Consider the following 21,465-nt stretch of genomic DNA (forward strand, 5'->3'; position numbering starts at 1 on the left):
TGCAGGCTTTTGCATATTAAAACAAGCGTGTTAATACTCTAGTGATGATGTGTTCCCGGTAAAGGGGCATTACAGTCAAACTTACCGCCACAAATCCGCACATATTCCATCATGCCCTGATCTTCATGATCGAGAATATGGCAATGCTGCACGAAATCACCTTCAAATTTCTTGTAATGGCTGCGGACAATCACCTGATATCCCTGTTTCACAAAGATGGTATCTTTAAACTGTCCTTTTAAGCCACGGTATTGAATATCTTCCAGATTCGGGTTCGGATCGATGGCCAGTGGAATATCGCTGACATCCTTACCTGTCGGATCCAGCACTTTGACGATCTGGAACGGATTCACATGAATGTGATAGGGATGATTCAGGTTATTACTGCTCAGAACCCATTCATCAATTTGTCCGAGTTCCAGTTTGCGTACATATCTATCTTCTACTGCACCCGGGCCGCTAAACAGATCACCAAAACTATAGATTCCTTCTATATTACTGTAACGGTAGCCAAATTTGGCATTTGGCCCAAAGCTGGCATCGAAGGCTGAAAGCTGGGGTGGACGGTTCTTTAAGCGTTGATCAATTTCAGTACTCATCAGTGATGCATGATCAACAAAGGCCGAAAGTTTTAACTGTGAAAGCTGGCTTTGAATCTCTTTGCTCAAGCCAATTTTCTGTGCCTGAGCCTGTAAAAACTGCGCCGGTGTCTGAGTTTTCAACTTGCTCGCCTTGACATTGACCCATCCCAGAAGCTGTGCATTCAGGGTGTTGGCGGGGGCGAGTTGTGGGGTGATTTGTCCCGAGGTCGGAATGGTATTGATTTCATCATCAATGTTCAGGTTGGTATCGAAAATACAGTATTTGTTCCGGGTCGGAAAAGCCAGCATCGCATCATGCCGGTATCCTGGCTGGAATATCGAGATTCTGCGTGTTTGTACATGGTCCATGGTCAGACCATCTTGGGCAATGGTGTACATTGGCAAGCTGCTGAGCTGATCGAAATCTGCTTTTTTACTTTCTTCCTGAAATTCTGAACAGGCTTGAATGGTTTGTGCAGCGCTAAATTTTTCTGATTTTGGCAGTTCCTTAATGATCAGGCCAAGCGTATCACGCACACCGCCATGAATCATACGCCAGCGGTTAAACTGGTTCTGTTCGACCTGAATTTCACCATGAACTTTGCCATTAATTGAAGTGTAATAATGATTGGCTCCCCATGAGTTGAACGCATTCAAACCCTGATAATCTTCCAGCATGCCAATATCATTGGCCTGACAGTTATTGATATTTAACGGGTCTTGCGAGTTCATGCAGCGATACTGGATTTGCTGGAATAAAAGAATTTTTTCATCGGCATCATTTTTCTTGGCCTTGTCGGCAAACAGAATGTCGAGATCACCGCTTTCAGAGAGTTTGCCATTTTTATATTTGGGTATTCTTGAGCCTTCAACAATGAGAGGGCCGGCCATGCCGCTAGAGACCTGAATGGCAGTTGAACCATGCAGATGGGCATGATACCAATAGGTGCCAGCAGGATGGTTCTTTTCAATCTTGTATTGGTAGTCAAATTTTTCTTTGGGCGCAAATTTAAGAAAGACATTATCGCTATTGCCTTGCGGGCTGACCCAAAGACCATGGGTATGTAAATTGGTGGTATTAAAGCAGTGCGGGTCATTGGCATCGAGAATATATTCCGGACAGGTGGCTGTCGATTCGGTGGGCAACTGATTACTCAGCTGTACCGAAAAGGTTTCTCCCTGTTTGATCCGAATCTGTGGTCCGACCAGCTGGTCTTCAACATATTCTCCCGCTTTTTTCTTGGCAAATAAACTAGGTTTGGTGACATAGCCTCGCAGTACCAGCTGATCCCAGCTGCCATTTCTCGGGTTATAAAGTTTATCGGTTTTGTAGGCCACGATCAGGTCATATTTGCCCTTGGCATTTTTGGCTAACAAGGGCGGATTACTGATCAGGGATTCTGATGCAGTTGGAGCAGGTAAAGGATGAGTCGGGTGGGTTGGAGGGTTTGGATTTGACGGATTGCCGGGGTGGGGTGGGTTTGATGGATGAGGAGGGTTTTTACCTCCATTCCAGTTCGATGCCAGTAGGGCGAAAACCGCGACTATGGCACCAATAATGGCGAGCTGTAACATCGTAATCACCTTGATTTGCTTTTGTGATGAGTGTTGTTGTTGTGAAGTAATTACGGTTTAGATTTACTTAAATCGGCGCAGAACTGTTATCACCAAATTAGGGGGTAGGGAGATAAACGGTAGGCTAAAAGTATTTTTCTGATGGGTTTAAGGTGCTAATGTGTCTGTAGATCTTTCATTATTCGATGGTATTTAAAAATATTAAAATAATAAGAAAATTTGTAAGAAAGTCTTACTAATTTTAAGGAATTAAGGTGAGAAGCGGCTTTGACCTGTTTTCGAGCTTAGAAATTGCATAATTTAACGGATTTTCTCCGATGATATTTTGTAGATCTGCTGAACAGTTGGCAGATATCAATTGCCAGTCTGATAGGGAATCCGGCATTTGAACTGAGAAATCTAGGTGATTAGATGGAGCCGAAGTGCCATGTCGGGCTTAAAAATAAAACTCCTGAAATATGAATAAACACACCTGTTGATTGCATCTATATTCGGGTTATTTTTTATACTATCGGCAGGGTCTTATACTAAAGAATGAGGGAGATTTTCTGCAAATTTTTCCAAAAAATAGAGGTTTAGCGGCAAAATTCTAGGGCTTAGCTAGCAAATTTATTTAAATAAGCTAATACTAATATTCAAGTTGTTGAAAATTATAAGATTTGGGAAATGGACTTTCGGCATCGTACAATGCCTTGATTAAAAAACAAGTCATCAACAAATTTTGATGTACAAAAAACAGTAATAAACGAGGGCAGGTAAGCTATGAACAACAATTATCGTAAACCGCTGCAATCCACCCAGCTGGAATATTATGACGTGCGTCAGGCCGTGGAAGATATTCAGCCAGGCGCCTATGCCAAACTTCCTTATACCTCCAAAGTCCTTGCCGAGCAGCTGGTTCGTCGTTGTGATCCTGCCCTATTAGAACAGTCCTTACGCCAGCTGATTGAGCGTAAACAGGAGCATGATTTCCCGTGGTATCCGGCCCGTGTAGTCTGTCATGACATTTTGGGTCAAACCGCACTTGTCGATTTAGCCGGTTTGCGTGATGCGATTGCTGAACAGGGCGGGGACCCTTCTAAAGTCAATCCGGTGGTACCGACCCAGCTGATTGTCGATCATTCACTGGCCGTAGAATTTGGTGGTTTTGATCCGGATGCCTTTGAGAAAAACCGTGCCATTGAAGACCGCCGTAATGAAGACCGTTTCCATTTTATTGAATGGACCAAAACTGCTTTTGAAAATGTCGATGTGATTCCAGCCGGTAATGGCATCATGCATCAGATCAATCTGGAGAAAATGTCTCCGGTGATTCAAAATCGTGATGGCATTGCTTTTCCGGATACCTGTGTCGGTACAGATTCACATACCCCACATACCGATGCCTTGGGTGTGATTTCGATTGGTGTCGGAGGGTTAGAGGCTGAAAACGTGATGCTGGGTCGTGCGTCCTGGATGCGTCTGCCGGATATTATTGGGGTCGAGTTAGTTGGCCAGCGTCAACCGGGCATTACCGCAACCGATATTGTGCTCGCACTGACAGAATTCCTGCGTAAAGAACGTGTGGTTGGGGCTTATCTGGAGTTCTTTGGCGAAGGTGCCGACAGCATGTCGGTCGGGGATCGTGCTACGATTTCCAACATGACTCCGGAATACGGCGCAACCGCTGCGATGTTCTATATCGACCAGAATACCCTTGATTATCTGACTTTGACTGGTCGTGAGCCTGAACAAGTCAAGCTGGTTGAAACTTATGCCAAGGAAATTGGGCTATGGGCATCGGATATGACCCAGGCAGAATATCCACGTGTGCTGCGCTTCGACCTTTCAACAGTAACCCGCAATATTGCTGGCCCGTCCAATCCGCATGCACGTGTATCAACCTCTGATCTGAAAGAAAAAGGTATTGCAGGCAATCTGGATGCTGCCCGCGCACAAGAAGCGGAAGGTTTAATGCCGGATGGTGCGGTGATTATCGCGGCGATTACCTCTTGTACCAATACTTCAAACCCACGTAATACTGTGGCAGCCGGTTTACTTGCACGTAAAGCCAATGAACTCGGTTTAGTGCGTAAACCTTGGGTGAAATCATCTTTTGCACCGGGTTCTAAAGCCGCGGCGTTATATCTTGAAGAAGCTGGCGTACTGAAAGACCTGGAAAAACTCGGCTTCGGCATTGTGGCCTATGCATGTACTACCTGTAATGGCATGTCCGGTGCGCTGGATCCTAAAATCCAGCAGGAAATTATTGATCGTGACCTGTATGCCACAGCGGTGCTTTCGGGCAACCGTAACTTTGATGGTCGTATTCATCCTTATGCGAAGCAGGCTTTCCTGGCCTCTCCGCCGCTGGTGGTGGCATATGCAATTGCCGGAACGATTCGTTTTGATATCGAAACCGATTCGCTTGGTAATGACAAAGATGGCAACCCGATTTATCTAAAAGACATCTGGCCGTCGGATGAAGAAATTGATGCCTTGGTGAAACAAGCCGTGAAACCGGAACAGTTCCGCCAGATTTATATTCCAATGTTTGATTTGGGTGTCAATGAAAAGGCGACAAGTCCACTATATAACTGGCGTCCGCAAAGTACTTATATTCGCCGTCCACCGTATTGGGAAGGTGCTCTGGCTGCACCGCGTACCTTAGCCAACATGCGCCCGCTGGCGATCTTGGGCGATAACATCACCACCGATCATTTATCTCCATCGAATGCGATTGTGCTGGATAGTGCCTCTGGTGAATACCTGAAAAAAATGGGTGTGCCTGAGGAAGACTTTAACTCCTATGCAACGCATCGCGGTGATCACCTGACCACGCAACGTGCGACTTTTGCCAACCCGAAACTGTTCAATGAAATGGTGGTGCGTTCTGATGGCACCATCAAGCAGGGTTCGAAAGCGCGTGTCGAGCCTGAAGGCGAAGTGATGCGGATGTGGGAAGCGATTGAAATTTACATGAACCGTAAACAGCCGTTGATCATTATTGCCGGTAAGGATTATGGTCAGGGGTCAAGCCGTGACTGGGCAGCGAAAGGTGTGCGTCTGGCTGGTGTGGAAGCGATTGTGGCAGAAGGTTTTGAGCGTATTCACCGTACCAATCTGGTCGGTATGGGCGTATTGCCGCTTGAGTTTAAGTCGGGTACGGATCGTAAGACATTGAAGTTGGATGGTACGGAGCTGTATAGCGTAATTGGTAATATCGCGCCACGTTCGACTTTAACTTTAGTAATTGAGCGTTCAACCGATGATGGTAAGAACCAGATTATTGAAGTGCCTGTGACTTGCCGTTTAGACACTGAAGAAGAAGTACATGTGTATGAAGCGGGTGGGGTATTGCAACGCTTTGCACAGGATTTCTTGGAAGGGAATGTGGCTTGATCTAAAGTAAATAGCCTGATTTATATTTATAATTAAATCAGGCTATTTAATATATTTTTATGTTTGAATAATGAGTTAAAATAAACTAACTTGCTTATTATTTATAAAAAATTAAAAACATGCTAAACGTTCAAATTAATTTAAAAGATAAAGACTTATTCGGAAATGATGCAGCTGATCAAGAAAAGGATGATGTTTTTAAAAGTTATGCTATGGAGAGAGCGGAGCTAGGCGATTTCCTGAATTACTCTGAAACAATTCAAATTGCTAGGGCATATAAGGGGGAAGGAAAATCAGCTATTCTTAGAATGGTGAAAGAAAAATTAGAACAAAATAATAAGTTAATTGTTATTAATTCAACAGGAGTAGCTTTATCACCTGATTTAGAATCAGATGATTCAGATACTTGGACTAGAGCTTGGAAGAAAAAAATTCTAGGTATCATAGCTAATGAAATTGGGGCTAAAATTGGTTTTGCTTTCAATGATGATGCAACTAGTTTGGTTGAACAAGCCGAAATGAATGGTTTTAAATCTCGATCTTTTATTTCTCATATAGTTGATAGACTAAAAATTAATGGTATTCCCGAGAACCATAGGCAAGGTGTTAAGGACGTAGAAAGCATTCTAGCGCGATGGACAGACGGTGGAGGAATATGGTTAATAGTTGATGACATAGACCAAAATTTTCAAAACACGTCAAAAAATAAGTTAAAAGTTGCAACTTACTTTACAGCTATTAGACAAATTGTTAATGCATTGCCTGAAATAAGAATTAGAACAAGCGTTAGACCAAATGTATGGAAGATAATAAAAAGAGAATACGAAGCACTGTCTCATATCGAACAATATATGGTCGATATACGTTGGGTGCATCAAGATATTGAAACGTTATTAGCTAAACGTATACAAGGTTATTTAGAGAGAACAGGTCAGTGGAATAGTTTCAGCAATGGACTTTCTAATGATATAAGTAAAAAAAATATTCAATTAATCTCATTAATTTTTGAAGAAAATATGAAGTGGGGAACAAATAATCGTACTAGACCTACTTCTATTGTTTTAGCAACCCTATCGAGATATAGACCCAGATGGCTTGTTGAATTATGTAAAGAATCAGCAAAATCTTTGAATAATAATGGAGATAGAATAAGTTTCTCCACGATTGATAATCAACTTGAAGATTTTGGGAAAAGGAGAATTGACGATACTATCGCCGAATTTGTATCACAATGTCCTCAGATTGAAGAACTTATAGTTGCTTTTTCAAAACAAAATGAAAGATATAAGACTGCTGAATTATTAACTCTTATTGATAATAGAATCTTAAATCATATTAACTTAAAAATTTTTGGAGTACTTGGAACGCCTAATAATCGAGAAGTTGCGCATTTTCTTTTTCAAATAGCTTTTATTACAGCACGCCAAGATAATGAAGATGGTAGTTATGACCATATTTCATTTGAGAAAAATCCGTCACTCTTAAAAAGTAGAACAAACGTAGATGATGGTATGTTATGGGAAATACATCCAGTTTTTCGTCAGGCACTACATCTAAAAAATGTGGAAACTAAGCAGGCGCAGGAAGCAAAGCAAAAAAGACAGCGCAGAAGAAACTAAAAGGAGTATTAACACAACGTCAAATTAGGTTCTTCGCCCAAACGCCCACATCACTCGTCGAAATGGACAATAGACATTCATCATAAGAGGGTTATACTAGATCTACCATTTCTAAAACTATGGAGAACAAAGATGGTTACTGCTGGCGAAAAACCCGGAACAGGCTTCTATTTTTGTATTCAATGCGGACACCGCACCTACTTAGAAATTGGTACTGATCGTTTACCACCGTGTACCAAATGCCAAGGCAATCAATTTAACAATAAGAATGCCTAAGCAGGACAATTCAAACAGTTACCCTCTGTTTTGAACAAAAGCCCTATTACTCCATAGGGCTTTTTGTTATCTGCATATCCTCATTGATAACTTAAATTTCGATTGAAAATTAACCAAATTATCCCCATATAAAATCCTAGATTCACCGTATTTAGGGCTGCTCAATTGCAACATTATCTTGATCTTAATCACGACTCAGGTGTGGCCAATTATGAGATTGGTAATAAGTTTATTCGTGTGCAATTTAAGAAAACCTCGAAAGTCTATACTTACAGCTATAGTAGTGCCGGTTATCAGCATGTCGAGAACATGAAACAGCTTGCCCGATATGGCGATGGGCTAAATGCCTATATTAACCAGCATACCCGTCAGCTCTTTGTACACTAAAACTGGTCTGCTTCTTGCTTCAATCCAAGTCCGAGTCGGCAAATATTTAATCACAGCTAAATATTTGCCTTGAAATAGTGCATGTGCACATATTGGAAAGAGGGCAAGCGCATATGGAAATCAGAGACTACGCACCAGAATCAGGCAAATTAAGCAAAAAAGCCCATTTTTATTCTGCATGGCCATTAATTCTGATCCTGTTTGGGGGCGCAATTGGCTTGCTCTACGGCGTGATGGCCTATTTACTGAATCTGAAAATCTATAATTCTGAACTGACGAGACTCAATAAGGTTCTGGCCAATCTGCTCTGCGGGATGTCGGCGATCAGTATCTGGTGGTTTAGCGCACAATGGATTCAGGCTGCTTTGTTTCAATAAATAGTCATCATGTCTTGAAGATAAATTGCAATAAAGTCCATTTTTATCGAAGAAAAAAGCGTAAAAATTGAAGGATGGGTTTTATTTCCCTTAAATTAGATTAATAATGAAATAAATTTTCAAAAATTCTAAAAATTAAAAAAACATAGGAAATTAATCCCGTCCATCTTTGCCTAATATAGCTCTCAAGGGTGTGATGGGATCGGAAAGAGTAGCATGCTGCGAGCGGCGCAAAACGCGAGTGCAGTACGAACCCAAAAGGTCTCGATCCGGCTTAGGACGCTATAGACCACAAGTTTATAGGCTATAAGATCAAGTCTTACAAAGATTGATAGTTGAAGTAAACCATGAAACGTTTTCCCAACACCCTAAAAAATTTTCCAGTAAGGCAATATAAGAAATCATTAAAATAATAATAAATCAAAAACTTAAGAAAATATTCATTCAAGCAAGATACAAATCAGTTCTCATTTTCCCAGATCAAAACTGTTATTTTTAAAGCATCAGCTGCCCGGTGGGGAATCGTGATGAATCTCGATATTTGGTGTCGTTTTTTGCTATTTTCCTTGCTCATCAATTACGTCATTCTTATGCTCTGGTTCACGGTTTTTGTATTTGCCCGCAACTGGATGAAACAAGTGCACGGAAAATGGTTCCGGCTGTCTGAAGCCAGTTTCGATGTGATTCATTATTCGGGTATGGCGCTGTATAAAATTGGAATTTTGCTGTTTAACCTGGCGCCTTTAATTGCAATCTATTTGATGAAACAAAGTTAAGCGCGATCCTGAACGGAATCTTTCAATGACAAAAAATAGATTGGGATTAGTCCAGTTAAATAACAATTAAAACAGGATTTCAAAGGAGTGGATGCAGATGAATCAAGTCAAACCGGCACTGATTTTGGGTGCCTTGATTGCTTTAGGGATGATGCTTGCTGGCTGGATTCTAGGCAATAGTGCCCTGAAAATTAAACAGTATGAACGTATTGTTTCGGTCAAAGGCTTGTCAGAGCGTGAAGTCAAGGCTGATGTAGCAGTGTGGCCGATCCGCTTTAACGCTGGTAGTCAGGATCTGGCCGAGTTGTATGACACCATGCAAAGCAATACCCAGGAAATTCAGACTTTTCTAAAAAATGAAGGTTTTAGTGCCGAAGAGATCACCAGTGCCTCACCGAGTATTACCGATAAATATGCACAGCAATATGGCGGTGATGCCAATGTCGCATTGCGCTATACCGCTAGCCAGACCATTACCGTCTACACCCACAACATCGATGCAGTCCGCAAGGCGCAAAGCCGTCTGGTGGCTTTGGGCAGAAAAGGCATTGCCTTTGCTGGAGATGATTCTGGACAAAGAACCGAATATCTATTTACCAAGCTGAATGACATCAAGCCGGCGATGATTGAACAAGCCACCGAAAATGCCCGCAGTGTGGCAGAAAAATTTGCTGCCGATTCAAAAAGCAGTCTGGGTAAAATCAAATCCGCCAATCAGGGCCTGTTTAGTATTGAAGATCGTGACAGCAATACGCCCTATTTAAAGAAAGTCCGCGTGGTCTCGACGGTCGATTATTATCTGGCAGATTAATTTATCTGGCTCTGCGCAGTGATTGACAGGCTAAATCCAGCTTGTTATTTTGCGCGCATTGTCCCAGATGCTATATCCACATGCCGATTAACCCCGACTTTATTTATTGCCCGCCGCAAGAGCCATTGCAGATTGTTTATGAAGATGACGATCTGCTGGTAATTGAAAAGCCGGCCGGATTATTGTCGGTGCCAGGACGTTTACCTGAACATCATGACAGCGCTTATTTACGGGTTTTAGAGCAATATCCGCAGGCTAAAATTACCCATCGTCTGGACATGGCCACCTCGGGTATCTTGATGTTTGCCAAACACCGCGATGCAGAAGTGGCGGTGAGTAAAATGTTTCAGGCGCGCAGCGTGCATAAAAATTATGTCGCGCTGGTACAAGGCAAACTTGAAGGACAGGGCAGCGTCGAAGTGCCTTTGATAACTGACTGGGAAAACCGTCCGCGTCAAATGGTGCATTATGAACTGGGCAAAGCCGCCAAAACCTTATATCAGGCAATAGAGTATTTGCCGCAGCAAGATATTAGCCGGGTTTTACTCACGCCGATTACCGGGCGTTCGCATCAGTTGCGGGTACACATGCTGCATCTGGGTCATCCCATTACTGGCGACAAAATCTATCATCCAGAACCACAGCGCAGTCCTTTAAAACGTATGGCCTTGCATGCCAGTTATCTGGCTTTTACCCAGCCGCTGAGTGGTGTGCTGGTTGCGATTGAAGTCGCAGTACCGTTCTGATTGAATCCAGTTTAATAGTCAGATCCAACGAAGTGCATACTTGTTATGAAATATAAATATGATGCGGATCAGAGTCTTAAATCAAGCTGTTCCAGTGAAAGTGTGAGAATTTATTTCAACCTATACGCTGAATGTTAATGATTTTTCAATAGTTTTTGGTTGAATCCGCATGCTTATACATGGCCTGATCCACTGCCGCGGTAGAACATGAATTTTAATATTCATTGCCTGTCTGAATAATCCGCTTAAATAATCTTTATTGTTTTTATCTCTTCTTCTAAGCTTAATATCTTTATTTTTAATGATTTTTTAATTTCTATTTGACTGGGTTGAAACTGTCAAATTATATCCTTTGATATAAAAACAAGATGATCACCTGTTTCGGAATAGATTGGATTGGAAGTAGAAATCACTCGGTCATTAGTGGCATGTACAGAAAAAATTCACAGAAAAATAAAATGAATGAATGGCTTGGTAGCGATCAATGACTTTGATTCGCTAGTCAAAATGATGCAAAATCAACCATTACTTGATAATAAATTTTTAATTTTATTTTTTAGGGCAATGCCCGGGGTTAAAGGAAAGAACGATGCTTAGTATGGCTCTCTTCGTTCTCGCGAGTATCTTATTCTGTGCATTGCTCTGGAGCTTGAAGGTACAGGCTTCATTACGCCACAATATCCGGTCTTTACAGGAAAACCTGGATCATTCGCGCGGCAAATTGGCAGATTATGAAACTCAGGTCGATGAATTGAATTATGACATGACCCAATTGCGAGTACAGCATGGCGGTTTAACTATTGCACTGAATAAATTTAAAAAATATCAGGATATCTGTGATATCGAGCAATATATTATCAACCGGACCTTGCAGGTCGAAAACTTTGTTGAAGTAACCAAGCTGGATGCTTCGATCATGATTGATGATCTCAAGGCTTATATTAAAAGCGTGAAAGATTATATCGCTCAGTTTCAGGCAAAAGCCTTGGTCGAAGTTGAACAGCAGGCCAGAAAAACTTTGCAGGGTTATTATGAACAGGCCAGGCAACAGCATCGTTTGCAGGAGGTGCTGACGGCTTTAGAACATAAAATACACACCAGGCACTACGGGATGCATCTTCCTGTGCCGCAATTATTAGACCAGCTGATAGCAGGCTATAGCGAAACAGATGCCGCTCGGCATTTGCTGGATGTCCGTGAAAAAATTCAGCAGGCTATAGCAACACAACAGATCGCCAGTTGTAATTATATTGACGACAGGCGCCGTAGAAGTACCATCGACATGCTCAGTCTGGCTTTTAACAGTAAGGCAGATTTATATCTTGCTCAATTAAACAGAGAAAATCTTGGTCAGATGCTACAAGCTTTAAGAGATGAGTATGTCCTGCTCAATCATACCGGGCAACAATTGAGTCAGGCCATGATTCATGAATCCTATCTCAATCTACGCTTGCAGGAATTCAAGTTTGCTGCACTGGTGTTGCAAATCAGGCAGCAACAGCCGCAGTCAGTGCGCGCCTGATGTTTCTATGGAGTAATAAAGCTCTGCCTAGACCGTCTATGCTGGCTCAGCATGGCTGCATATCAAGCCTGCTATACCCAGATTGTTTAGATCGGAAAGAGATGAAATGCAGGGGTTCTATAGCCGATTCTTATATTTATAAAAATCATATGTTTAATTATGGTTAAAAGATAATATTTTTTGTCCGGATCTCGATAATTGTACAAAAATCGGCTAATCTTAAAAGCAGAATAAAACGGCATCATAATAAGGATACTCCTATGTCACGTGATTACAATCAATTCCCTGACGATGAAAATGGCAATGTACTGTGGCAAATGCATCAGGATGGCGACGACCTGCAAGAAGCACATGAAATTGAATTCTCGATTGTGTTTAGTGATGAAGAGCAGGCGGATCGTTGTGCCTTGCATCTATTAAAAGAAGAACAGAAAATCAGTCTGTTTCAGGATGAAGAAAGTGCGAACCTGGAATGGATCATCACGGTTTATGTGTATATGGAACCGGCCTATGAGGACATTGTCGATCTGGAACAATGGTTTGGCATCATCGCTGCACAGTTTCAGGGCGAATATGATGGCTGGGGCTGTATGGCCTATGTCTATGATGACGAGCTGGATGAAGAAGAAAACAGTCTGCGTAACAGCTGATTCTGTCTGTATTTCAATGAAAAACCCGGTGCTGCCGGGTTTTTTTATGCTTTATCCTGAATTTTGCGCGCTGCATCGGTGTCTGGCTACAGATACATAGTCATTATATATACTGGATTCACGATTGCGTAAAATCAGCTCTGTTGGTGTCCAGCTGAGTCAGTTCAGTCTGTAGATCTATAGCAGAGAAGGGAGCAATAGCCCTCAGTAAAAAATACATAATAAGAATAAAGGACAAGGCAAAATGAGTTACACCCTGAAAATGCATCGAGTGTTTAGTGCACCTCCGGAGCGGGTGTATCGTGCTTTTGTTGATCCGGATGCACTGGCAAAATGGCTGGCACCGCATGGTTTTATAGCTAGGGTAGAACATGCCGAAGTCAAACCGGGGGGCAGTTATAGAACCACCTTTACCAATTTTTCTACCGGTACCCAGCATCATTTCTATGGGGTTTATCATGAGGTAATTCCCAACCAGTTACTGCGTTATACCGACCAGTTTTCGACGCCAGATCTGCAAGGCGAGATAGAAGTCACTATCATCTTTGAAAAGGTTTCAGTCGGTACCGGCCTGCATATTATTCAGGTCGGCTATCCGGATGTGGTGCCACCGGCGGTATGTCATTTAAGCTGGCAGGAATCACTGCAGTTGCTTTCCCTGCTGGTGAATCCCTATATCCCGGATAATTAATAGCGTCTTATACGATTCAGTATTGATTTTAATCGAAGTTCCAGTCAGGCAGCGTAGCGCTGTAAAGATGCTATACTGTGCGCTTATTTGTTTAATTTATTTAATTTTTCTCTTTTTTCGAGGTTCTTATGGGTCTGCCTAACTGTCCAAAATGCCAATCTGAATATACCTATGCAGATGGCGATCTGCTGATCTGCCCTGAATGTGCACATGAGTGGAAAGAAGGCGAAATCACTGAAGAACAAGTGATCATTAAGGATGCCAATGGCAATGTGCTGGCAGATGGCGATAGCGTCACCGTCATTAAAGATCTGAAAATCAAGGGCTCATCTTCAGTGGTTAAAGTAGGTACTAAAGTAAAAAGTATCCGTTTATTGCCGGATGCTGCCGATGGTCATGATATCGATTGTAAAATTGAAGGAATTGGCCCGATGAAGCTGAAATCGGAATATGTAAAAAAAGCTTGAAGCTGATATTCGACTAGAATTTTAACTGCGGAATGATACGCTGGACCAATCGTCTCATTCCTGAAATTCACGACTTGTTGATAGCGTCGTGATCATGATGCTTTTTATCCGAGATAAGCGCTATGCCACATATACATCTGGAATATTCTGACAATCTTCAACACATTATTGAAACCAAGCCTCTCATGCTGGCCATTCATCAGGCACTGTTCAAAACAGGTCATATCAAGACGCCGAATGATTTAAAAAGTCGTGCGATTATGCAGCAGGATTATGTGGTTGGACTGGGTACGCTGCAAGATCAGGCTTATGTACATGCCAAAGTTTCGCTGTTGAGCGGGCGCAGTGTAGAAGTCCGGCAGGAGATTGCCGGATTGGTACTTGAGGTGATGCAGCAGCATGTTTCTCCACAGCCGGAATTAAATATCCAGCTCTGCGTCGAAATCCTTGAAATGCAAAAGCAGATCTATAGCAAAGTGATTATTTAACTCCTGCCTGGGATGTTATTGCCTCAGGGTAGTTGAATGGTTTTATGGACAAAATCTGCTCTTGTTGAGTCTAGAATAAATGAAATAAACAAGAGCAGAGGCTGTTTTTGACTTATTTGATTTTAGTGATCTATCAGCATATTTATATTTTTAAATGATATTTTCGGTCATTTACAATGTCAGGGCAGAAGCCTTAAATTGGCTTTCGAAAGCAAGCAGTTCCTGAATCTGCCTGATTTAAAAAAATATTAATACCTGATTTAAAAACAATAAAGCCGTATATAGCTGTGCTGCGAGATTTATATTCGGATTACAAGATAGCAAGTTTTGAGCCTGAGTATGGGCTGCCATCAAATAATTTTGACATGATATTCAGCTGAGCTGTAGCGAATCAGGCCAAGCAGATAGCCGGGCGGGCAGCATGCTTGCGCACAATCACAACAAGAAAAGTAAAAGATCAGAAATCCGGTCGGATTGTTAAATTCCGGTTTCAGGTCAGAATCACCTGATAAAGGGAAGAAGTTATGCAGATTTTTGGGGATGAACAACTGGGACAAGAGGTCGTGGCATTTCTTCAGGCATGGGACAATGCCATATGCCGGCTTGAGATCCAGGATATTATTCAATTATGCAGGCCGGACATCCGTCTGGTCGATGTCAGCACCGAAATAACAGGCACAGCAGCCTATCAGACACTTTGGCAGCAATATCGGCCCTTGATACCTGAAGGAATCCTGATAGAGCGTCAAGAACTCAATATTCACGTCAGTAGCGATCTGGCCTTGATTGATGCTTATGTGCGGGTCAGTTATGCGGTGATTGAACCGATTTTCCAGTTGGGGTGGTGCCGGGTCAGTATGTGTCTTAGCAAACAGCAGGACCGGTGGCAATTGCTGCATCAACATACCTCAGTACCGGTGCAGCTGGAAACCCGTAAAATGCGCAGGATCAAGAGTGTCAGTTAATGCATAACTCAATAATTAAGTGAAATATCTTTGCAAATGATTACAGGAATACCTTTGTAACAAAAATACAGAAAGTCCTAAATTAGGGTAAAGCAAGAATAATTCAGGACTTTTCAAGTGGATAATAACAAGAACAGTCAAGCTCAACCTTTACAGGCCAATCTGCAACAGCAGACCGAAGTGCTTATGCCGAACCAGTCGGAGCGGCAACGAACCCAGCATGCCCTCAGGATGATGGCCGGCTTTGTCATTGCCGCTGTGGTGATGATGGCATTGTATTTTGGCCGTGATATTTTTATTCCGCTGGCATTGGCCATTCTGCTGGCTTTTTTACTGTCGCCACTGGTTTCCCGCCTAAAGCGCCGGGGCTGTCCGCAATGGGCTGCAATTGGTCTGGTCATGTGCCTGACTTTATCCCTGTTGGGCGGTGCAGCCACTTATCTGGGGATGCAACTAGGCAAGCTGAGTCAGGAATTACCGCAATATCAGGATACCATCCAGCAAAAACTGAATATGCTCAAAGACTATCGTCAGGGGCCGAGTATGTGGGACGGCGCGATTCAGACCTTTGATACGGTAGAAAGTTCGATAGATAGCCCGGAGCAAGAGGCTGAAGATCCGAATGTACAGAATGTCAAAGTGGTGGGCCTGGAACCTTCGAGTGAAGAAGCTGCACTGGACTGGCTCAATAAGATTCTGAATCCGCTGGCGGTGATCGGGATCGTGTTTCTGTTCATGGTGCTGATTTTGCTGAATGGCAAGGATCTGCACGACCGCTTTTTAAAGCTACTGGGGGGAAATCTGAATATCGGCACCGATGCACTGGATGATGCCGCCAAAAGTATCGGAACCTATTTGCGCATGCAGCTGCTGGTCAATGTCACCTATGGTATTCCCATGGCGATAGGGTTGTTGCTGATTGGGGTGCCGGCAGCCATTATGTGGGGACTGGTCGCAGTAGTGATGCGTTTTGTACCGTATGTTGGCCCGATCGTTTCGGCTATTTTCCCGATTACACTGGCCTTCGCTGTCGACCCCGGCTGGGACATGGTGCTGTGGACCGTGGCCCTGATCGTGGTTCTGGAGCTGATCAGCAATAATGTGATTGAACCCTGGCTGTATGGTGAGAGTACCGGCCTGTCTACCTTGGCAATTATTCTGGCAGCCACTTTCTGGACCACGCTGTGGGGGCCAGTGGGCCTGATCTTGTCGACCCCTTTAACCGCCTGTCTGCTGGTCTTGTCCAATTATGTGCCTGCCTTGGGTTTTGTCAAAACCTTGCTCGGCAGTACCCCAGTCTTGTCACCCTCTGAGCGCTTTTATCAGCGTCTGGTGGCCGATGAAGTCAATGATGCGATGCAGGTTGCCAATGATTATATCTGCGCACAATTGCCGAAAAAGCCCAGTGCGGAAGTGGTAGCGCGAAAGATACAGAAATTCTATGCCGAGGTGGCGATTCCGGCGATTCGAATTTTCTCGCAAGGACATGATACCGATGTCACTGCCGAACATCGCTTGCGCCTTTATCAGGGTTTGCAGCTTTTCAATCATGCTTTTCAAAAAGCCTATCCGAGTCCCATGCGTGCCGAGCAGCCGGAAATTTATTGTGTGGGCGCCCGTTGGGAAATTGATACCCAGATTTCTGCCATGTTGGCACATGTCCTGAATTTAAAGCAGATGGCTGCCCGCAATGATCCGGATTTATTGATCCAATCGGGGGAGTCTGAGCAGGGGATTGTCTTGCCTGCTTCGATCAAGATTTTATGCGTTTCTATTTTTCATCATGCGCCCGCTGCACAGATTCGGTTGCTAAAATATAAACTGGCACAGCAATACCCTGAGCTGAAAGTCATTTTTGCGACCTGGGGCGTCATGCAGCTCGAGACGCTGGATGAACTGCAACAACGTTTTCAATTAGATGCACTGGTCAATAATTTTGATGACCTGATTCTGACCATCGAAACTGCGACCTTAAATGAAGGGGAGAGCTGGTTTGAAAATCTGGAGATCCACAATCAACAGGAACGGCAGCAAATCCTGACTGACCTGGCATTGCTGGATCCTAGTCATCAGCCGCTGTATAAACAGTATATTGAAGAAGCCCGCCAGGCTTTTGATGTGGATTATGCGCAAATCTCCTGGCTCGATCAGCAGCAAATGCATATTCCAGTCAGTCCTTTTACTCAGGAGCCTGTTGCAATACAGCAACTGTGCAAGGATTCGGTCTGCACCCATCTGCTCTATCAAAATGAGCCCTTGGTCATTGAAGATTTACAGCGCGATCCGCGTTTTCCGCATTTATCGGAATTACGGCAGCAGCATATTCGCTTCTATGCCGGAGTGCCGTTAAGGGATAAAAATGGCATCGCGCTCGGCAGTTTCTGTCTGCTAGATAAACAGCCGAGACAGATGCAGGCCGAAGATATGATTCTGCTCAATGCCCTGGCACAGGACTTAATGGCCACCTTAAGCAATGAGCGCAAGAAAAAAGATAAGCAGAAGCAGATAGAGCAGATGCAGCCCGCTACTTCGGCGGGCATTTCCACAAGGAATAAATGATGAAATTGAAAGGGCTATACCGCATCAAAACCATCAGTATCATATCCGTCCTGGCCAGTTTCAGCTCATTCAGTCTGGCTGCCATTCAGGGGCTGCATTTTTCACACAAAGACTGGGAAATTGCCTGTGATAATACCGGAACCTGTCGGGCTGCCGGTTATCAGGCCGACCAGAATTTTGATCAGCCAGTGTCGGTGTTGTTAGAGCGTGTGGCTGGGGCAAACACTGCAGTCACAGGCAAAGTCCAGATTTTAGCTTCAGCGACGACCAAACCGATCCGGCAGCTGCAAATGCAAATTGCCAGTAAGTCCTATAGCGTGATTGCTCTGGATCCGCAGGGGATCGGTCAGCTGAATAGCACTCAAATCCGTGTCTTGCTGAAAGCTGTGCAGGGAAGCAGTCCGGTTGTATTTAAGCATGCACAGGTACGCTGGAGTGTATCGACAGCGGGAGCCAGTGCAGTTTTATTAAAAATGGATGAGTTCCAGCAACGGATTGCTACGCCATCTGCCTTGATCAAGCCGGGCAACAAATCCAGTCAAACAGTGCTCAAGGCCGCAGCGATACCGCAAATCCTCATACCTAAAAATCAACCAGCCAAAATATTCCGAGCGAGACTGAATACAGCAGCAAGTCAGCAGATGCTTCGAACATTGCAGGTGACCACTGATGAGGAGCAATGCGATTTACTGTTTAGCCAGCATTTCCTGCGTGATGAGATCATGACTATTTATCCCCTCAATCCGCAAAATCAGTTGATTCAGATTCCATGCTGGCGCGGGGCTTATAATATGGGTAGTGGTTTCTGGCTGATGGATCAAAACAGGCAACTAAAACAGCTAGTGACCACTTCCGGAGAAACCTTTAGCCAAGGCCAGATATTTTCCGCGCATAAAGTCCGTGGTTTGGGTGATTGTCTGAGTCAGGAACAATGGGCCTGGAATGGCAAAAAGTTTGTCAAAAGTTTCAGTAGTCTGACGGTGCAATGTAAGGGTTTCGCCGGTGGTGCCTGGAATCTGCCGATTCATCTCAGCACAGTCAGTCAAGCCAAATAGACGATATTCCGCAGCATAAAATAGACGCGATAAAAAAGCCTGAATGATGCAGGCTTTTTTTAACTTTGAGTTTGCGAATATTGATTTTTAAAAACGTTTTGGAATTCTCTGGCCATTTGGGACAGGGGTGTCGGCATTTTTTAATACACCAAATAACCAGGTTTCTGCATGTTGTACCGCAATTTTTAACTGATCACCCATGGCGAGACGTCCAGCGATGAAGCTGGCCAGAGAACAGCCCGAACCATGATATTCACCTTCCAGACGCGGACAGCGGGTTTCATTGACCAGTTCACCCGCAATATACAGGCTGTTCTGAATATACTCCGGGGTATCTTCATGTCCGCCTTTCACCAAAACGGCCTGTGCACCCATTTCAAATAATTTTTGGGTGGCCAGTTGCAGGTCTTCTTCACCTGTCAAGGCACGTAGTTCCACCGTATTGGGAGTCAAAATGCTCGCCAGGGGAATGAGCTGGGTAAATGCTTTGACCAGTGTCGCCTGATTACCGAGTGAGCCACCACTATTTGCTACCAGAACCGGATCCAGCACATATAGATAGTCTGGATGTGCAGTTAAAAACTCTGCCAGTGCTGCAATATTATCGGTAGTGCCTAACATGCCCGATTTTACGCAACGAATAGGCAGATCATTGACGATCGCATTTGCCTGAGCCAGCAGCAATTGTTTTGAGGTAGCTTGAAAACCAAACACTTCCTGTGAGTTTTGAATGGTGAGGGCTGTACAGGCAATTGCCGCATGTGCACCGCTTTGACCAATGGCTTCAATATCTGCCTGAAGACCGGCTCCACCAGAAGGGTCTAAACCGGAAAAGCAAAGTACGGTAGGGCGCAAAATGATGTCCTTCATTCACTAAAATTACATTAGTATAGGCAAATTTGAATGAACACTCGATATTAATTTATATCGGTGCTGAACAGAGGGGATGGACTGTGATTAAGAATATTTTGATTGATTTGGATGGGACATTAACCGACCCCAAAGAGGGGATTACTACGTCTGCACGCTATGGCCTGGAAAAGATTGGTCACCCAATTAGCGATGCGGTCAATATTGACTGGATTATTGGACCACCACTTAAAGCATCTTTGGCAAAAATATTGAATGTCGATGCCGATCATATTCTAGCTGAGCAGGCATTAATGGCATATCGCGAGCGTTTTGCAGTTAAGGGCCTGTATGAAAATCATGTGTTTGAGGGTGTAGCAGAAACACTGGCAGAACTGAAACGCCGTGGTTATCAACTATTTGTTGCAACAGCGAAGCCTACTATTTATGCCCGACAGATTCTGGAGCATTTTGATCTGGCTCAGTACTTTACTGAAATTTATGGCAGTGAACTCAATGGTGACCGAACCAATAAAGGCGACCTGATTCAGTATATTTTAGAGCAGCAACAGTTAAAGGCTGAAGATTGCGTGATGGTCGGTGACCGAGAGTACGATATTTTTGGCGCACGCCGTAATGGAATAGAATCTATTGCAGTCAAATATGGTTATGGGAGTGCAGAGGAATTAGGGATGGCACAGCCGAAATATATAATAGAAAAATTTGATCATTTAGTAGATTATTTAAAGTAAATATTAATTTTCCCAAGTTAACTTATTTTTAATATCTCAAAAAATAAGTTTTTAAAAGGTTTTTTAATAAAGTTTTTTTATAAATATACGGAAATTAATAATATTTTTTATTTAAATATAAAAGTATATATTAATTTTAAATAAAGTTTAATTATTTAATTTATTCCTATAATTTCAATATTTGGTTACATATATATTATTTTTTTTACAAAACTAATACTAAGTTTTTAATCAAAAAAATATTCCGATAATAATCATGTAATTAAGAAATAAAGTGTGATTAATATCACATTTTATTTCTTAATATTTTTAAGGGATTTTTAAGGGATTTTTAATATTAAATTGTTATAATACAGTTGCTTATTTTAATTAATGAAAATATAAAATTAGTGATTTATATACTTAAAAATCCAAAATAAATTCAGGTAATTTTTTGCAATTATCAACTACTCAATTTAATGCTATGTAATTTCAGTTGTTTTTAGAAATTACTTTCTTAATAAGAGTAGGAAATACAATATGATAAATATTGAAATAATATCTTCGGAAAGCGGTGGGGTGATTCAAAGCACTAATAATAGTGTTGTGAGTCTTAATCAAAGTTCTATTGTTAAGATAAATCTGAATGTAGATGAAGTTGCAAGTATTACTCGTCAAGGTAATGCAGCAGTTATCACCCTTAAAAATGGTGAAACCATAACACTAGAAAATTATTTTGATTATCCAATTGAAACCAGCCAAATTCTTTTTGAAAATGAAGGAGAATTGATCTGGGCACAATTTACGGATGCTACAGGTGCTGTTTTAGACAGTGTAAATTATATTCCTTTAAGTAATATCGCTCCCTTAGCAGGTGAGACAGTAGCTGGTGCTGCTATTTCACCTTGGTTAATTGGCGCGGGACTTGCAGCAGGCCTAGGAGTAGCAATTGCGGCAGT

19 protein-coding genes and 1 pseudogene are annotated in these 21,465 nt (G+C 42.8%); 18 read left to right on the plus strand and 2 right to left on the minus strand.

The window, feature by feature from the left end; all coding sequences use genetic code 11:
* Positions 1-38 precede the first annotated feature (38 nt).
* A complete protein-coding gene (locus tag AC3IT7_RS02940) occupies positions 39-2,156 on the minus strand; it encodes a multicopper oxidase family protein (RefSeq protein ID WP_489249340.1) in 2,118 nt (705 codons plus the stop codon).
* 762 nt (positions 2,157-2,918) lie between these two features.
* Here AC3IT7_RS02940 and acnD point away from each other — a divergent pair.
* From acnD to AC3IT7_RS03020, 16 genes are all read left to right on the plus strand, one after another.
* Positions 2,919-5,537 carry a Fe/S-dependent 2-methylisocitrate dehydratase AcnD gene (acnD, locus tag AC3IT7_RS02945; RefSeq protein ID WP_489249341.1) on the plus strand — a complete coding sequence of 873 codons (2,619 nt, stop codon included), beginning with the start codon at positions 2,919-2,921 and terminating at the stop codon, positions 5,535-5,537.
* A gap of 119 nt (positions 5,538-5,656) precedes the next feature.
* The gene (locus AC3IT7_RS02950; RefSeq protein ID WP_489249342.1) at positions 5,657-7,156 is read left to right on the plus strand and encodes a P-loop ATPase, Sll1717 family; all 1,500 of its coding nucleotides are present in this window, start codon (positions 5,657-5,659) and stop codon (positions 7,154-7,156) included.
* A gap of 132 nt (positions 7,157-7,288) precedes the next feature.
* Positions 7,289-7,432: a zinc ribbon-containing protein gene (locus AC3IT7_RS02955; protein WP_180001537.1), complete on the plus strand. Its 144-nt coding sequence runs from the start codon at positions 7,289-7,291 to the stop codon at positions 7,430-7,432.
* Positions 7,433-7,597: 165 nt separating this feature from the next.
* Complete coding sequence (locus AC3IT7_RS02960) at positions 7,598-7,819, plus strand: hypothetical protein (protein ID WP_489249343.1); 222 nt, start codon at positions 7,598-7,600, stop codon at positions 7,817-7,819.
* Between the two features lie 113 nt (positions 7,820-7,932).
* The gene (locus AC3IT7_RS02965) at positions 7,933-8,196 is read left to right on the plus strand and encodes a hypothetical protein (RefSeq protein ID WP_489249344.1); all 264 of its coding nucleotides are present in this window, start codon (positions 7,933-7,935) and stop codon (positions 8,194-8,196) included.
* A 527-nt stretch (positions 8,197-8,723) separates the two neighbouring features.
* Complete coding sequence (locus AC3IT7_RS02970; RefSeq protein ID WP_489249345.1) at positions 8,724-8,972, plus strand: DUF6868 family protein; 249 nt, start codon at positions 8,724-8,726, stop codon at positions 8,970-8,972.
* Between the two features lie 97 nt (positions 8,973-9,069).
* Positions 9,070-9,783: an SIMPL domain-containing protein gene (locus AC3IT7_RS02975; protein WP_489249346.1), complete on the plus strand. Its 714-nt coding sequence runs from the start codon at positions 9,070-9,072 to the stop codon at positions 9,781-9,783.
* Positions 9,784-9,863: 80 nt separating this feature from the next.
* Positions 9,864-10,529: a pseudouridine synthase gene (locus tag AC3IT7_RS02980; protein WP_489249347.1), complete on the plus strand. Its 666-nt coding sequence runs from the start codon at positions 9,864-9,866 to the stop codon at positions 10,527-10,529.
* A 589-nt stretch (positions 10,530-11,118) separates the two neighbouring features.
* Positions 11,119-12,051 (plus strand): SNIPE associated domain-containing protein, encoded by a 933-nt coding sequence (locus AC3IT7_RS02985; protein WP_489249348.1) that lies wholly within the window; start codon positions 11,119-11,121, stop codon positions 12,049-12,051.
* A gap of 260 nt (positions 12,052-12,311) precedes the next feature.
* On the plus strand, positions 12,312-12,701 hold the full coding sequence (locus tag AC3IT7_RS02990) for a ribonuclease E inhibitor RraB (RefSeq protein WP_489249349.1): 390 nt from the start codon (positions 12,312-12,314) through the stop codon (positions 12,699-12,701).
* Positions 12,702-12,945: 244 nt separating this feature from the next.
* Positions 12,946-13,392, plus strand: a complete 447-nt coding sequence (locus AC3IT7_RS02995) for an SRPBCC domain-containing protein (RefSeq protein WP_489249350.1) — start codon at positions 12,946-12,948, stop codon at positions 13,390-13,392.
* Between the two features lie 128 nt (positions 13,393-13,520).
* The gene (locus AC3IT7_RS03000; RefSeq protein WP_064097130.1) at positions 13,521-13,859 is read left to right on the plus strand and encodes a zinc ribbon domain-containing protein YjdM; all 339 of its coding nucleotides are present in this window, start codon (positions 13,521-13,523) and stop codon (positions 13,857-13,859) included.
* A gap of 122 nt (positions 13,860-13,981) precedes the next feature.
* Complete coding sequence (locus AC3IT7_RS03005; RefSeq protein WP_489249351.1) at positions 13,982-14,347, plus strand: 5-carboxymethyl-2-hydroxymuconate Delta-isomerase; 366 nt, start codon at positions 13,982-13,984, stop codon at positions 14,345-14,347.
* Positions 14,348-14,871: 524 nt separating this feature from the next.
* Entirely contained in the window at positions 14,872-15,312 is a 441-nt protein-coding gene (locus tag AC3IT7_RS03010) for a YybH family protein (RefSeq protein WP_489249352.1), read from the plus strand.
* Positions 15,313-15,429: 117 nt separating this feature from the next.
* The gene (locus tag AC3IT7_RS03015; protein WP_489249353.1) at positions 15,430-17,871 is read left to right on the plus strand and encodes an AI-2E family transporter; all 2,442 of its coding nucleotides are present in this window, start codon (positions 15,430-15,432) and stop codon (positions 17,869-17,871) included.
* Positions 17,871-18,926 (plus strand): DUF1176 domain-containing protein, encoded by a 1,056-nt coding sequence (locus AC3IT7_RS03020; RefSeq protein ID WP_489249354.1) that lies wholly within the window; start codon positions 17,871-17,873, stop codon positions 18,924-18,926. The genes AC3IT7_RS03015 and AC3IT7_RS03020 overlap by 1 nt, the downstream gene beginning before the upstream one ends.
* Positions 18,927-19,013: 87 nt before the next feature.
* Here the strand turns inward: AC3IT7_RS03020 and AC3IT7_RS03025 are convergent, their stop codons facing one another.
* Positions 19,014-19,781: a hydroxymethylpyrimidine/phosphomethylpyrimidine kinase gene (locus tag AC3IT7_RS03025; protein WP_489249355.1), complete on the minus strand. Its 768-nt coding sequence runs from the start codon at positions 19,779-19,781 to the stop codon at positions 19,014-19,016.
* A 98-nt stretch (positions 19,782-19,879) separates the two neighbouring features.
* Here AC3IT7_RS03025 and AC3IT7_RS03030 point away from each other — a divergent pair, with 98 nt between their 5' ends.
* Both AC3IT7_RS03030 and AC3IT7_RS03035 read left to right on the plus strand, forming a co-directional pair.
* Entirely contained in the window at positions 19,880-20,527 is a 648-nt protein-coding gene (locus AC3IT7_RS03030; RefSeq protein ID WP_489249356.1) for an HAD family hydrolase, read from the plus strand.
* A 519-nt stretch (positions 20,528-21,046) separates the two neighbouring features.
* A pseudogene (locus AC3IT7_RS03035) lies at positions 21,047-21,403 on the plus strand (BapA/Bap/LapF family prefix-like domain-containing protein); the annotation flags it as partial.
* Between the last annotated feature and the right edge of the window lie 62 nt (positions 21,404-21,465).

The organism is Acinetobacter sp. KH_038 (assembly GCF_057839405.1).